Source organism: Paenibacillus sp. A14, from assembly GCF_036864815.1.
In the GTDB taxonomy this organism is placed as follows: Bacteria; Bacillota; Bacilli; order Paenibacillales; family Paenibacillaceae; genus Fontibacillus; species Fontibacillus sanfengchensis.
This window is the reverse complement of sequence record NZ_JBAGJD010000007.1, coordinates 256,887-271,173: the sequence shown is the minus strand read 5'-3', so window position 1 is coordinate 271,173 and position 14,287 is coordinate 256,887. Positions and strand designations below refer to the sequence as shown.

The following is a 14,287-nucleotide window of genomic DNA, read 5'->3' as shown; positions in this document are numbered from 1 at the left end:
TTTAATGTAAGCGGAGGCGAAGGGGCCTCTGCTTTTTTGTTTTATTATCAGGAGTCCCCCGTCCCCGTTGCCCTCCGTGTTGACTCAATGGCTTGATGAATTACTGCAAATCTGCAGGTATATATGCAATCTTGGAGAAACGTTCGCTGATGATATTCGCGAAATTTGAGTTTGCGGCGCTCTTTTAACATGATTTTTACAAGTAGGAAATAGTGGGCAATTGTTAGAATTTTATGATTGTAAGGGAATTCATCCAACAATTGTTAAGGGAGGTATCGATTACGTATGAAGCGTGCAAGGAAAAGAAGGCGGTTAAACTGGTTACTGGTTATCGCCATGCTCGTCACCAGCCTGGCCGGCGCCCTGCCGGCCGCGGCGGAAGAACCTAGCCAGCCTGGCCCGGCCCCGGCAGTAACCGCTCTGGATGCACTGTCCCCGACAGCACCTGCGCCCGAGCAAGGCGGAACGGATTTGGCCGAATCCCCCGCAGGGACGAACGGCGCTTCTATTAGTGTGGAGGCGGCGATTGCCAAAGGAAACAGCGGGGAGCAGACCGTCGTTACCGGATATATCGTGGGGCATGCCACAGGATCGCTGACGGCGAATTTCAACGCGCCGTTCAGCAATGATTATAATTTGTTGCTGGCGGATACGCCGGAAGAACGGGATCTCGGCAAACTTGTTAATGTCCAGGTCCCATCCGGCCTGCGGGGCGATTTCGGACTGCAGGCCCACCCGGAGCTGATCGGCCGCCAAGTGACCGTCTCCGGTTCCTTGAACGCCTATAATAACTTCCCCGGATTGAAATCGGTGACCAAAATTGAGTTTCCCGGAGGGGAGCAGCCTGGAGGGGAGCAGCCGGGCGGAGAACAGCCGGGTGGGGAGCAACCTGGAGGCGAGCAGCCTGAAACGCCGACGCTTCCGGACGGAACGGGCAAAAAGGTGCTGTTCGACCATGCGCATGCTCAAACGGCGGGCGCAGCGGACTGGGTGATCGACGGCGCATTCTCCGATTTCGCCGACGGTCTCCGGGCGGCCGGATTCAAGGTGGATGCTTTGGATCGCCCTGTGCCTTTTACGTTCGGAGAAGCCGCCATCACCTATGATGTGCTGAAAGATTACGATGTCTTTATTTTGCCGGAAGCGAACATTCCTTTCAAAGCCTCCGAGCAGGCGGCGATCGTTCAATATGTGGAAAACGGCGGGGCCGTATTTTTCATTTCGGACCATTACAATGCCGACCGCAACAAAAACCGTTGGGACGCTTCGGAGGTGTTTAACGGCTACCGCCGCGGCGCTTACGAAAATCCGGCCAAAGGGATGAGCGCGGAGGAAGCGGACTCGCCGGCCATGCAGGAAGTAACCAGCTCCGACTGGTTGGCCGATCACTTTGGAGTGCGCTTCCGTTACAACGCCATTGGGGATGTCAACGCCAATGATATCGTGAGTCCGTCCCAATCGTTCGGCATCACGGCAGACGTGGAAGCGGTCGCCGTTCATGCCGGCTCGACGGTGGCGATTCTCGATCCCGAAAAAGCGAAGGGGATCGTCTATGTGCCGACGGGGATTCCGGCCTGGGGCAACGCGGTAGACAGCGGGGTTTACAACGGGGGAGGCCGTCCCGAAGGGCCTTATGCCGCGATCGGCAAGCTTGGCCTCGGTAAAGCCGCGTTCATCGGAGACTCTTCTCCGGTTGAGGACGCCACGCCGAAATATTTAAGGGAAGAGAACGGTCAAAAGAAGAAAACGTACGACGGGTTCAAAGAGGTCGACGACGGGGTTTTCCTGGTGCAGACGGTCAGATGGCTGGCCCATGACGAGAACTACACCTCTTTTGCCGAGATTCCGGGCATTGAACTGGATCAGCCTACTGTGCTCGGGCCGGAAGAAGAGCCGGTGGCATCCGTGGAGCCTAAGCCTGAGCCTTGGTCCGCGCCGGCGGCGGGGTATAAATGGTACGACCCGACCACGTTTAAGCCGGGTTCCTATGGCTCCAGCGAAACTCCGCAACCGCAGCCGGTGTATGGTTTCGTTCATCAATCCCAACTGCCGTCCAACGCAGAGTTTCAAATCCGGGTAACGGTGGACAATCTTTTGCCCGGACAGACCGTAAACGAGCTGAAAGCAGGGATTTATCTGGCCGGTGGCGCGCAAATTGCCCGCTTCAAAAACGCGGACGGCACGTGGTCGGATTATAACTATAGCCCGGCGTTTTCCCTGACGGGCGATGCCTTGGGCCATGCGGCCAAAGAGCTGACCGTGCAGTTCAAGCCCGGCCAGGCTGGTAATGCCAATCTGCGCCTGAAACAAGGAAGCGGCAATCTGCTGACGAAGGCGGTCACGATCGCCGATGTGAGCGCGGAGCCGCTTCCGGACGACAAGCCGCCGGTGCCGGAACTGGCTTCCATTGCGGAGGTTCGCCAGAAATTGGACGGAACGAAGGTTATGGTCGAGGGCGTGATTACTTCAGAACCGGGCGTGTTTGGCGGACAGGGGTTCTACGTTCAGGATGAAACCGCGGGCATTTACGTGTTCCAAACGGCTTCCGGGTACCATGCGGGCGATCTGGTGCGCATCAGTGCCGAAAAAACGGTTTATAACGGTGAGGTGGAACTGGAAAACCCGATTTTGATCGAGAAAAAAGGAACGGCCCCTTTGCCGGAGCCGATCGTTCAAAGCGGTGTGGACGAGACGAACCAGGGCCGCTTGATCACTTTGGAGAACGTCGCTATTCAAAATCTGGCGTCGGCTTCACCGGCGGGATCCTTTGAGTTTGACGCCGTCAAAGCGGATGGTTCGAGCGTCAAGGTGCGGATCGACGGAAGAACGGGGATCAGCCAGTCGGCCTTCAGCGAAGCTTACCCGGCGGGAACCCGCGTCAAGGTCACCGGGATCGCCGCGATTTTTAAAGGGGTTTATCAACTGAAGCCGCTCAGCCTGGATCATGTGGTCCATTTTGACAATGCGGCACCGGTTACCCGTGCGGAGCATAACGGAAAAGCCGGACAAAACGTATACAATAAAACTCAGGTTACCGTAGAGTGGGTGTCGGAGGACGAGGGCGGCAGCGGCCTGGATTATACGGAATACCGGGTGAATGGGGGAGCATGGGAGCGGGCCGCCGCTCCCCTCCTGCTTAACAATGACGGCAAGTATGTTATCGAGTACCGGTCGGTGGACAAGGCCGGAAACTTAGAAGAGAGCAAGACGCTTTATGTCAATGTAGACCGTCTGGGCCCTGAAGTAAGTATGACCGGAGAGAAGGCCGTGCTGCAGACGGAAGACAGCGTTCCTTTTACGGTATCGGTTGAGGATCGCGCGAGCGGTGTCAAGAAGTCCGTTTATTATCTGAACGGTAAAAAGATCGCGGATCCCAATCGGCTGCAGCCGTATTATCTCTCGGCCGGGAAGCATACGCTGAGCGTGACGGCCGCGGATGAACTGGGTCATAAGTCTTTTCAAAATTTCATTTTTGATGTGACGATGGACATCGACCATCTCGATGAGCTGGTTGACCTGGGGTTGGAGCAGAAGCGGATCAAGAAGAAGGATGTGGCCGATCTGCTGCAGGCCAAAGTAGCCGCGCTCCAAAAGGCGAAGACCAAAACGGAACGGCATATCCGCTTAAATGAATTAAAGCTGATCGTTCTTGCTCAATCCGGGAGAGGCATGAAATCCGAATTCTCCCTTCTGGTCTATGAGGATTTGAGATACATCGGCAAACAAGCGGGTTAATATCCGCAGCTTCGAGAAGCAGCTCTTTCAATATCAAAAACCGCAGCCCGGTTCAACACCGTGCTGCGGTTTTTTAGGCTAAACAGCTTTGGCCGCCACGGCGGTCGTTTCCACAGACTCCATCAGACTTGTCCCCTGCTCCATATTCCGGATTTCCTGGTTGATTTCTTTATAAATATGCGCCGAATAAAGCAGGAAGCTGACGATGCCGATCAGTACGGGAAGCACGGCGAGGGCGATGGGGATGTAAAGGCTGGTTTCGCCGGCGCTTTCGATTTTTTCCTTCCGCAGATCCGGGTATCTGTCGAAGCGAACGTTCAGGGAGCGGATTTTTCGCTGGGCGTGATGCAAATAAATCTGATTGGCAAAAGCCGCAAACACAACCTGCAGCACGAAATGGGCCGCGATGACCGTCCAGACCACCCCATTCGACAAATAATAGGCGGGAAAGGTCAGGGAACGGATCACATTTACCAGTAGGGATAAACAGACTAAGTAAAGCAAAAAGTACAAGTACAACCCTCTGTACAAAAGCCAGTATCCCCCGAACAGAAACGCGGGCCAGTTCCAGTGACGGTCCTCTCTCCATAGGAGCAGATAATCCTCGGCTCGTTTTCCGACAAAAAGAGTATAGTCCTCTTCGGAAGGTTCCACCGTATTCCTCGGGGTGGAATCAGCGTGATGGTGTGAGGGGGCCGAATGCTGGACAGGAGACAATCCGCCTTCCTCCTTTTCAAATTCCCGGGGTTTTACCGGAGTCCCGCAACTGACGCAAAATTTGTCGTCTTCGTATAAACCCTTGCCGCAATTCGAACAGTACATGGCATCCTCCGTTTGTCTAGAAGTAAATGATATAGTTCCAAAGTACTATTAATTGATATCGGAGATAGAGAAGAGAAAATGAAGATTTGGGGTAAAAAAACTTGGTGCATAATCATTTATGCAAACGATTGACCTAATTGAGAGGGCAATGGTATAATGCACCACATACCAGTTGGAGTAAACGTTTAAGTTAACCGGAGCATTCCGGCAAAGTGTCCCCTGGGCGGAGGCGGATGCAGGGGAACGCTCGAGGGGCTTGTTGCCATATGATGGGGGTAGGGGAACACGCGATTATTTCGGCATGTCTTAACGCAGTCCCTATTTTAAACAGCAACCGTTTTCATAGCCTGCTATAGTGATATAGCCCTCTTTGAAGGGGAGAAGCTTGTTCAGTAGATGAATAGTTTATCCAATAAGATTCATGGAAATGGACCTCCCTTACATGAAATAAGCCGTTTCGTGCGACAATTTATACGATTGGAGTGAATCCCATTGTCCGTACAGAAGGAAATTGACATTACATTCGATTACGGCGATCCCGAGGTTACCGAAGGCGTTTCCGTATTCGATCCCGAGTTCGATGAGAAATATAATTATAAAGGCGACGATTTGGGGGCTGCGTATACCCGGGAGATGACGGTTTTCCGTCTTTGGGCGCCGACGGCCTCGGAAGCCTGGGTCGTGCTGTACGATTCTTGGAACAGCGAGCCGGATCAAACGATAAAAATGACGCGCGACCGGAAAGGAACCTGGGTTGCCGAGAAAGCCGGCGATCTTCACGGTGTTTACTACAATTACAAGGTGCGGATCGGATCGGATGTGAACGAGGCCGTCGATCCCTATGCTAAAGCTGTCGGCGTTAACGGGGACCGGGGCGTTGTCCTGGACCTCCGCCGGACCGACCCCGAACGCTGGTCCAGGGCGAAGCCGGCGTTTGCCTCTCCGGTGGATGCGGTGATCTATGAACTGCATATCCGGGACCTGTCCATGCACCCGGAGAGCGGGATTCGGCATAAGGGCAAATATTTGGGGCTGGCCGAGGCCGGCACGAAAGGTCCCGGTGGAATTCCCACCGGGCTGGACCACATCGCCGGGCTGGGCGTGACCCATGTGCAGCTTTTGCCGGTGTATGACTACTCCACCGAGAGCGTGGACGAAACCCGGCTGGATGAGCCCCATTACAATTGGGGGTATGATCCGAAGAACTTTAATGCTCCGGAGGGGTCGTACGCCACGGATCCCTACTCGCCGACAGCCCGGATCACGGAGCTGAAGCAGTGCATCCAAGCGCTGCATGACAAGGGGCTGCGGGTGATCATGGACGTCGTATACAACCATGTATACGACGGGTATCTGGTCAACTTCACGAAGCTGGTGCCGGGCTACTATCTTCGCCACAAACCGGACGGCACGTTTTCGAACGGTTCCTTCTGCGGGAATGAATGCGCGAGCGAGCGGCCGATGATGCGTAAATTGATCATTGACTCAATCCTGCACTGGAGACGGGAATACCATATCGACGGTTTCCGCTTCGACCTGATGGGACTCCTCGATGTGGATACGATGAAGGAAATCCGCCGCCGCGTCGATGAGATCGATCCGACGATTCTCTTGATTGGCGAAGGCTGGAACATGGACGGCAGCGTGCTCCCGGACGAACGGCGCGCCCATCAGGGGAACGCCTGGCAGCTTCCGGGAATCGGGCAATTCAACGACGGGATACGCGATGCGATCAAGGGCAGCAACTTTGAGGAGAAGGACAGAGGGTTTGTCAGTCAAGGGAGCGGCCTGGAGGACGGGATCAAGCGCGGGGTGGCTGGAGGCATTCGTTACGGCGAAGGCATCGGGCAATATGCGCGGGAGCCGGTGCAGTGCGTCAACTACGTGGAATGCCATGACAATCACACCCTCTGGGATAAACTGGCGCTTTCGGCCGAAGGGGCTTCCGGGGAGCAGCTCCGGCGGATGCACAGGCTGGCTTCCGCCATTGTGCTAACGAGCCAGGGTATTCCTTTTATACACGCCGGACAGGAATTTATGCGTTCCAAGAACGGGGTGGAGAACAGCTACAAATCGCCGGTGGAAATCAACCGCCTGGATTGGGCGCGCTGTGCGGAGCGGCAGAACGATGTGCTTTATGTGGCCAGCCTGATCAAACTGCGCCAATCCCATCCGGCCTTCCGGCTGCGTACGGCCGAGGAAATCCGGGAGCATCTGCGCTTTGAACCGGCTCCGGTGCAGGCGGTTGCTTACACGCTTCGGGACCATGCCGGCGGTGATCCCGATCGGCACCTGTATGTACTGTATAATGGCAATCCGGAGCCGGTCACCTTGGAGCTGCCGGATCTCGGCGCTTGGCAGGTTCACTATGGCGGCGAGTTTGTTCAAAGTTTGTCGGAGCGTAGTCTGACCGTACACGGCATCGGCATGGTCGTTTTACATGTGACCGACTGAACCGAAAAGGCATCCCCGGAATTCACGGGGGAGCCTTTTCATTACGTTTTTACGTAAACGTTTAAGTCATAAGGAATTGGGAGGAGAAGTTTGTGGGGATGGAAAGGGCTTATGTGTTGGGTAGACATGCCTGGCGTACTATCGAGGAAGGTAATGAACGGGAATGGCTGATCGGTAATGGCATCGGGGGATATGCGAGCCACTCCGTTCCCGGCGGCGGTTTCCGGATGTCCCATGGATATCTGGTGGCATCGCCCAAAGCACCCGTTAACCGGGTGCTCGTATTTACGAGAACCCAGGAACAGGTGACGATCGGCAGCAAAACCTATGATTTGACCTCGCAGCAGTATGTGAATTGGCAAAAAGATGGACAGCGTCATTTAAGACGCTTCGTCCTGAACACCGTTCCCGAATACGATTATCAGGTGGAAGACATCTCGATCCGAAAAACGATTGCTTTGGAATACGGACGCAATACGGCGGTTGTTTGCTATGAAGTTACCGGTGGCCGGGAGTCCGCGCTGCTAAACATCGTTCCGTTGTTCAATTTCCGTTCTCCCGGAGAGATTTCGGAGAAAGGGAGCCTCTCGTTCGAGACGGAGCTGACGGGGAACACATTGAAGCTTGTTCCCTCCAGCCAGCGGGAAACGACGATCTCTTTTATGGTATCCGAAGGAGACTATGTGGACAGATCCACATTCCCGGTGACGATGGCGACACCACCCTATTTATATGAAGAGGCCCACTATTACAAGTTCGAGAACCGGAATGGATTCATGGGGGTGGACAATCATTATACTCCTTATGAAATTCATGTTTCGCTGAAACCGTATGAACGAAAGACGTTTTACATAAAGTGTTCCATCGATTCGCTAGATAACAGAGACGGATTCGCGATCGTCCGCGAATACAGGAAGAGAATGGAAGGGTTGGTGGAACGGGCCGGTTACGGCAACCGGTTTGCCGATCGTTTGGTGGAGGCTGCGGATCACTTTATAGTGCAGCGGGAATCGACGGGCCTCAAAACCGTGCTTGCAGGCTACCCTTGGTTTACGGACTGGGGACGGGACACGATGATCGCATTGCAGGGGGTGACGCTGTCCACCAAGCGGTTCGAAGACGCCAGAGAAATTCTGGAATCCTTCTCGCGGTACCTGCGGAACGGATTAATTCCCAACATGTTTCCCGATGATGGCCAGGAACCGCTTTATAATACAGCCGATGCTTCGCTCTGGTATTTCCATGCCGTTCACGAGTATTTGCGATATACCGGAGGACCTGGGGATTACGACTTTATCGAGCAGAAGATTTACCCGACACTTAAGGAAATCCTCGCTGCCTATAAGACGGGAACCGACTTTTCGATCGGAATGGATGACGATGGCCTGATCCATGCGGGCAGTGGTTTGGATCAGGTGACCTGGATGGATGTGAGGGTCGGCGAATGGGTAGTCACGCCGCGCCACGGCAAACCGGTGGAAATCAACGCCCTATGGTACAACGCTCTCCGTGTCATGGCGGGATTGGCGAAGCGTTTTGGCGACATGGAGCCCTATGACGCCCTGGCGCACCGAGTGCAAGAATCCTTCAACCGCCGATTCTGGAATGAACAGGCGGGGTGTTTGTATGATGTGATCGATGTGAACGGGGACGAGAATGACGGCAAAATCCGGCCGAATCAAATCTGGGCGGTCTCGCTCCCGTATACGGCGCTGCCTCCCGAAAAGCAAAAGGCGGTCGTGGACACCGTTTATAAACATTTGTACACGCCTTACGGCTTGCGGTCGCTCTCTTTTGAAGACAAGGAATACAAGCCCCGATATATCGGCAAGCTTATCGATCGGGATGGGGCGTATCATATGGGAACCGTATGGGCTTTCCCGCTTGGCGCATTTATTACCGCCTACTGCAAGGTGAACGGCCACAGCCGGGAAGCTGTGCTTACAGCCAAAGCGATGTGCGAGGTGTTTGAGGATCATCTGCAGGACGGAGCCATCGGGGGGCTTGCGGAAATCTTTGACGGAGAGTTTGCCTGCACGGGCCGGGGATGCTGCACTCAGGCCTGGAGCGTAGGCGAGATTTTGCGGGCGTACACCGAAGATATTCTGCCCTATTTATCCGAAAAAGACAGCAACTGATTCCGATACAGGATCAATGCCGCAAAATAAACTCTTAGTGAGGAGTGGAATTTTGCGGCTTTTTCAATTGGAGAGAAGGACAACATGGGCCACATCCACAATCCGCATTTTTATTTTTCTGATATTTTCTGAAAAAAACGAAATTCGACAATTTTCACCTTACTTTTACAGATATTAGTGATAATATGTGGTCGTAACGATTTGCGCAAACGTTTGAACTAATATGAAGTTACAGGGTGGAGGGGATTTCGATGCAGACGTTGATATGGACAGAACGCGAGCGATTGGAACTTATCGAGCAGGAGGACCCGTCGTGCCGCACTTCCGGGGAGGTAAAAGTAAAAATCGAACTGACGGGAATCTGCGGGACGGATCTCGCCGTAATCGCCGGGAAGGAGCGGGGGATGCCCGGTGTTATACGCGGCCATGAAGCCGTGGGGACCGTCGTGGAAACCGGTGCGGACGTAAAGAGGGTTCGGGTGGGAGACCGCATCGTTATCGACCCGAACCAGAGCTGCGGGGAATGCCGCTTTTGCCGGAAAGGGCAGTTGCATCTTTGCATAGGTCGTTCCGGACAAGGGATGCCAATTGCCGGGTTGAACCTTGCGGGCACGTTCGCCCCCTATTTCGTGACTCATGAGAACTTTGTGCACAGGCTGCCCGAAGGAATGAGCTGGGAAGCGGCCGTTTTGGTGGAGCCGCTCGCCTGTGTCCTGCACAATTTCAGGGCGGCGGGCGTTACCCGGGAAGATCGCGTGCTGGTTCTGGGCTCGGGTCCGATGGGTTTGCTGTGCCAAATCGTAGGTGGAGCGCTCGGCTGCTTCACGGTCGGGACGGAGGTTAACCCGTATCGCCTGTCTTTTGCGCGCCGGTTCTCGGAGCGGGTTGTCTCGCCGGAGGAACTGGGCGGCGCAGAGAACCCACGTTTTCCGCAATCCGGAAAGTTCGATGTGGTTATCGATACGGTCGGGACGCAAATGGACTTGGCCGAGCAATGGGTGGAGCGGGGCGGAAGAATCGTTCCCTTCGGGATTAACGGGAGTTATCAATATGTGCTGACTCCTACCCATTATGTGCAAAATGCCGTGAAAATCATCGGGGCCGGCGAATACCTGCATACTTTTGAGTCGGCGCTGCAGTTTGCGGCAAATCATCGCGAGCTCGCGTCTCTGGTCACCAAGCGCTATCCGCTAACTGAATACGAGTCGGCGATTCAGGAACTTTTGGGATATGAACTCTCCACCGGTGCGCGTCTGCCGGCCGAGACGATGAAAACGGTATTTGTGTTCTAGTCGCCAATATGAAGAATGCTGAAAGGGGATGGGGGGTTATGGCCCGCCAAGAACGCGTGAAATATCTTTACCGGTTTCTGGCTTCACACCGACCTAAGGAAATTCGGCCGATCTGGATACCTGAGATATGGAACGAATGCGGATATGCCAGTATCCTCGACACGAAGCGCGGGGAAATAGAAATAGATCCGGTGCCGTTTCTGTTGCATCATCTTAACTATTTGTTTCAACTGTCCGAATCGTACCCTTTTGAAGAGCAAAGTCTCGACCGCAGTGTCATCTACTCGTCCCTGGTCCGTTATTCCGCCGCATGGGACTACAACCATGACGGCCGCATTCAATCCGGCACTTTTCTTAGATTGATGATCCTGCTTCCGCTGTTGAAGAAGATGGGCGTCAATATATTGTATTTGCTGCCGGTTACAAGATACAGCCAAATGCATTGGAAGGGTGACATCGGCTCGCCCTACGCGATCCATAGTTTGTTCGAGCTTGATCCCGAACTGCACGATTCCTTGTTGGACGGTATCCCCGAATTTACGCTCCACGATGAAATGGCCGCACTCGTTGAAGCCAGTCATCTGCTGGGCATAAAAGTCGTGGTGGATTTTATCCCCAGGGTGACGGCGAGAGACAGCGAGGTTATCGAAGAGCATCCTGATTGGGTGTACTGGATCGGCAAGGAACATTTGGAAGGCTTTCGTCCTCCTCATATTTCCGAACTTGGTTTTTTCGAAGAATGCAGCCCGGACAAGCTCGAAACCATCTATCGCAGCAAGGAAACCGCGGCTTTTTTGTCCAAATTTTCGCCGCCGCCGAACGAATTGAATCCTCTGCTGTGGCAGTGTCTGAAACAACGTGCCCGGCAATCCGGAGAGCCGCTGTTGTCCCTGGTGGAGGAACATATGGGGATTACGACGGCGCCGGCTCATTCCGACTGGGTCAACGATGTTCAACCGATCTGGACGGATATTACGTTTTACAGGCTGTTCAAGGATATTGCGCCGCAAGTCCGGAACCTTGTGCCGCCGAATCAACCGCCGTATGTGTTGTTTGACACGATCAAATGCAATATGTATCCCGGAACGGAACCGAACCGGGACTTGTGGGACATGCTGGTGCAGGCCATTAAATTTAACCTACATGCATACGGTGTCGACGGGTTTCGAATCGATATCGGTCATGTCCTGCCTGTGCCTTTGCTGGAGGAGATGTTCCGGACGATTAAGGAGATCAGACCCAACGCCATCCTCATCAGTGAGGATTTGTTCAACCGCAACCACCGCAAAGCCGCGGGCACCGGCTATAATGTCATGCTCGGGAGCGGCTGGAAGATCATGACGGATATTTCGGTGGAAACGCTGCAGGCTTATCTTCAGGAGCTCCCCGAGCTGGCCATTCATGTATTCGCTTGTTCCGAAACGGCGGATACCCCGCGAATTACCAGTCGTGGAGGGATTCGGCTGGCACGGATGATGAGCGTCTTCAACAGTTTTTTGCCGAATGCCATCCCTTTTCTGACTACGGGAATCGAGATGAACGAAGAGCAGCCTCTGAACTGCGGTCTTGCCGATAATACGGGCGGTGCGGATATCCCGCGGGCTTTTTTCAACCGTCTGGCCATTAACTGGACACACCCGCAGCCCATGATTCCTTTGCTGAGCCGCTTGCATGCCGGCAAGAAGCAATTGGAGCATCTGATCCGTCCCCAAAACTTTTTTCTACCTGATGCCCAGGGAGAAGTATTGATGTACGCCTATCTGAAGGGGAGAGAATTGCTGGTGTGTTGCTTCAATCTAAGTGTCGAGGCTCCGCAGGAAATTCGTCTGAACGCGATCTATCCCGTATCGGACGGCTGGACAGTATGGAGCGATAGTCTGGCCGACCCGGAATTCGCCCTAGTGTCTACTGCCCAAGGCGGACGGGACTGGAGGATGCTGCAGCCCCACCAGGGCATCGTCTTTTACCATCCCCGAATCAAACCGTAAAGACAAAGGAGGTATCGTAAAAATGAGCTCGTACCTGAAAGAATTGGTCATTTGGCATGAATTTGACGGTCCGGGAGACACCTCCATTGAACTGTTGGAGCGCCTATGTCATGAATATTCCCGACAAACCGGTGTTCGGGTCATCCCCGAAGTGATGAATATTGTGGAACTGTCGGCACGGTTGAACCGCATCGGCGAAGGGGGAGCAGCGCCGCAGATGGCCCTGGTTCCGGCGGATATGGCCGGATTCGGGGGGAAAGCGAACTATTCCCGAGTGCCGGAGGAGTTGCTGTCGCTGGCAGCCTCTGACGGTTCGGACCTCTCGGGTTCCATGCGGTCCGAAGGAATCGCCTACGGCCTGCCGGTGCTGACGGGGAATCATCTGGTGTTGTATTGCAACCGGGAGATCTATCCCACCCCTCCGGCCTCGTGGGAAGAGATCGAAGCCGGGGGAAGCAGCTTGATCGATAAAGGACTGATCCCCATTGCCGCCGATCTCCTGGAGCCCTATTCGTTTATCCCGTTTTTGACGGCATTTGGAGGTTGGCCGATGCGGGGAGAAACTCCCTGTCTCGCCAAGAATGAGATGAAACGGGCGCTGCATTTTGTCCGCACACAGTCGGAGCGGGGACTTCTGGCCAGCATGAACGGTTCGACGGAACTGTTGGACAGGTTCATTGCCGGCGAAATCGGCGCGATCATTTGCGGAGAGTGGATCTATAACTATTTGGACCGGCAAATGAAACACAAGCTGGGCGTTGCTCCGCTCCCTTCCGTCCTGGGAAGGCCTTCGCTCTCCATGTCTTCGTCGATTGGGCTCGTTTTTCCCGGCCATTCGCTGGAGTCGGAACTCCGGGAGGAAATCTCCTCGTTTGCCGCCTTCATGCTCGGTGAAGAGAGCCAGACGAGATGGGGCACCGAGGTGCAGCGAATTCCCGTTCACAAGGGGGCGCGGGAGAAGGTGATACGCCAAGCCGGCGCCGATCGGGCGGCCCTGATCCAATTGTTGGAGAACAGCCGTCCCATGCCGATCGAGCCGGCCATGGCTTCCGTTTGGGAAGCGATCCGCGTCGGCCTGTGGTGCTTGATGAATGAAGGAGCTGACTCCGCCTATACTGTGATCGATCGTTATTTTCGGCAAATGGCCGATGTCGTTCAGGCCTAAAAACCAACTAAACGGAAATGAGGGAAAATCCATGAAGACGAGTGTATTTAGCCAAGTTTCAATCGACGGCAAACTGACGTTGGGGCCGGGTCAGTCCAGTAAGCCCTTGTTCAGCCTTTTTGACGGCCGGGATATGGAGTACATTCATAAATTTCGCGGAACCGTAGACGGGATTATGGTCGGAAAGAACACGATTGCTACGGATGACCCTTTTTTGACGAACCGGTATGAAGAGAATAAAAACCCGGTGCGTATCGTACCTACAAGAACGATGGACATCCCGCTGGACAGCCACGTGCTGGCGGATGGGGGACAAACCATACTCGTGACGACAGAACTGGGGAAGGATGAACGCAAGATCGAGCTGCTGCGGGAGCGGGGGAAAGAATGCCTGATTTGCGGTGAAGACAAGGTCGATTTCGTACAGTTGTTTTCCCTGCTGGAACAAAACTACGGGATTCACAGCCTGATGGTGGAGGGCGGCGGATTTCTGAATTGGCACGTGTTCAACGAGGACCTTGTCGACGAGATCATACTGATGCAGCTTCCGATCATTATCGGCGGGGCATCCAATATCACGCTGGTGGATGGTGAGGGCTATTCGCGACTGGATTTTACCAAAAAGTTCAAGGTTGTCGAAGTGCAGCCGAAGGATCATTACACCTTGCTGCGCTATTTGAAGGCGGTATGAAT

The 14,287-nt window shown here is 54.2% G+C and carries 8 protein-coding genes and 1 pseudogene; 7 read left to right on the top strand and 2 right to left on the bottom strand.

From position 1 onward, the window contains the following. Positions 1-285 precede the first annotated feature (285 nt). Positions 286-3,735 (top strand): DUF6359 domain-containing protein, encoded by a 3,450-nt coding sequence (locus tag V4U88_RS19425; RefSeq protein WP_334074903.1) that lies wholly within the window; start codon positions 286-288, stop codon positions 3,733-3,735. Positions 3,736-3,813: 78 nt separating this feature from the next. Here V4U88_RS19425 and V4U88_RS19420 read toward each other — a convergent pair whose 3' ends face one another. Then, positions 3,814-4,389, bottom strand: a complete 576-nt coding sequence (locus V4U88_RS19420; protein WP_334074902.1) for a DUF2628 domain-containing protein — start codon at positions 4,387-4,389, stop codon at positions 3,814-3,816. 102 nt (positions 4,390-4,491) lie between these two features. Next, a pseudogene (locus V4U88_RS27055) lies at positions 4,492-4,557 on the bottom strand (zinc-ribbon domain-containing protein); the annotation flags it as partial. A 492-nt stretch (positions 4,558-5,049) separates the two neighbouring features. Between V4U88_RS27055 and pulA the strand changes: the two are divergent. The 6 genes from pulA to V4U88_RS19390 all read left to right on the top strand — a co-directional run bounded on the left by pulA (position 5,050) and on the right by V4U88_RS19390 (position 14,285). Continuing rightward, on the top strand, positions 5,050-7,011 hold the full coding sequence (gene pulA, locus V4U88_RS19415; protein WP_334074901.1) for a type I pullulanase: 1,962 nt from the start codon (positions 5,050-5,052) through the stop codon (positions 7,009-7,011). A 98-nt stretch (positions 7,012-7,109) separates the two neighbouring features. Further along, positions 7,110-9,149, top strand: a complete 2,040-nt coding sequence (locus V4U88_RS19410) for an amylo-alpha-1,6-glucosidase (protein WP_334074928.1) — start codon at positions 7,110-7,112, stop codon at positions 9,147-9,149. 251 nt (positions 9,150-9,400) lie between these two features. Next, positions 9,401-10,441: a zinc-dependent alcohol dehydrogenase gene (locus tag V4U88_RS19405; RefSeq protein ID WP_334074900.1), complete on the top strand. Its 1,041-nt coding sequence runs from the start codon at positions 9,401-9,403 to the stop codon at positions 10,439-10,441. 38 nt (positions 10,442-10,479) lie between these two features. Next, entirely contained in the window at positions 10,480-12,429 is a 1,950-nt protein-coding gene (locus V4U88_RS19400) for an alpha-amylase (RefSeq protein WP_334074899.1), read from the top strand. A gap of 22 nt (positions 12,430-12,451) precedes the next feature. Continuing rightward, positions 12,452-13,594, top strand: coding sequence for a sugar ABC transporter substrate-binding protein (locus V4U88_RS19395; RefSeq protein ID WP_334074898.1), 1,143 nt, complete (start codon positions 12,452-12,454; stop codon positions 13,592-13,594). A gap of 31 nt (positions 13,595-13,625) precedes the next feature. Next, the gene (locus V4U88_RS19390; protein WP_334074897.1) at positions 13,626-14,285 is read left to right on the top strand and encodes a RibD family protein; all 660 of its coding nucleotides are present in this window, start codon (positions 13,626-13,628) and stop codon (positions 14,283-14,285) included. The last annotated feature ends 2 nt before the right edge of the window (positions 14,286-14,287 follow it).

What these genes read in the sequence shown, in the direction of transcription:
- V4U88_RS19395 (WP_334074898.1), top strand. Translation starts at nt 12,452, where the DNA reads ATGAGCTCGTACCTGAAAGAATTGGTCATTTGGCATGAATTTGACGGT.
- V4U88_RS19390 (WP_334074897.1), top strand. Translation starts at nt 13,626, where the DNA reads ATGAAGACGAGTGTATTTAGCCAAGTTTCAATCGACGGCAAACTGACG.
- V4U88_RS19410 (WP_334074928.1), top strand. Translation starts at nt 7,110, where the DNA reads ATGGAAAGGGCTTATGTGTTGGGTAGACATGCCTGGCGTACTATCGAG.
- V4U88_RS19400 (WP_334074899.1), top strand. Translation starts at nt 10,480, where the DNA reads ATGGCCCGCCAAGAACGCGTGAAATATCTTTACCGGTTTCTGGCTTCA.
- V4U88_RS19425 (WP_334074903.1), top strand. Translation starts at nt 286, where the DNA reads ATGAAGCGTGCAAGGAAAAGAAGGCGGTTAAACTGGTTACTGGTTATC.
- V4U88_RS19405 (WP_334074900.1), top strand. Translation starts at nt 9,401, where the DNA reads ATGCAGACGTTGATATGGACAGAACGCGAGCGATTGGAACTTATCGAG.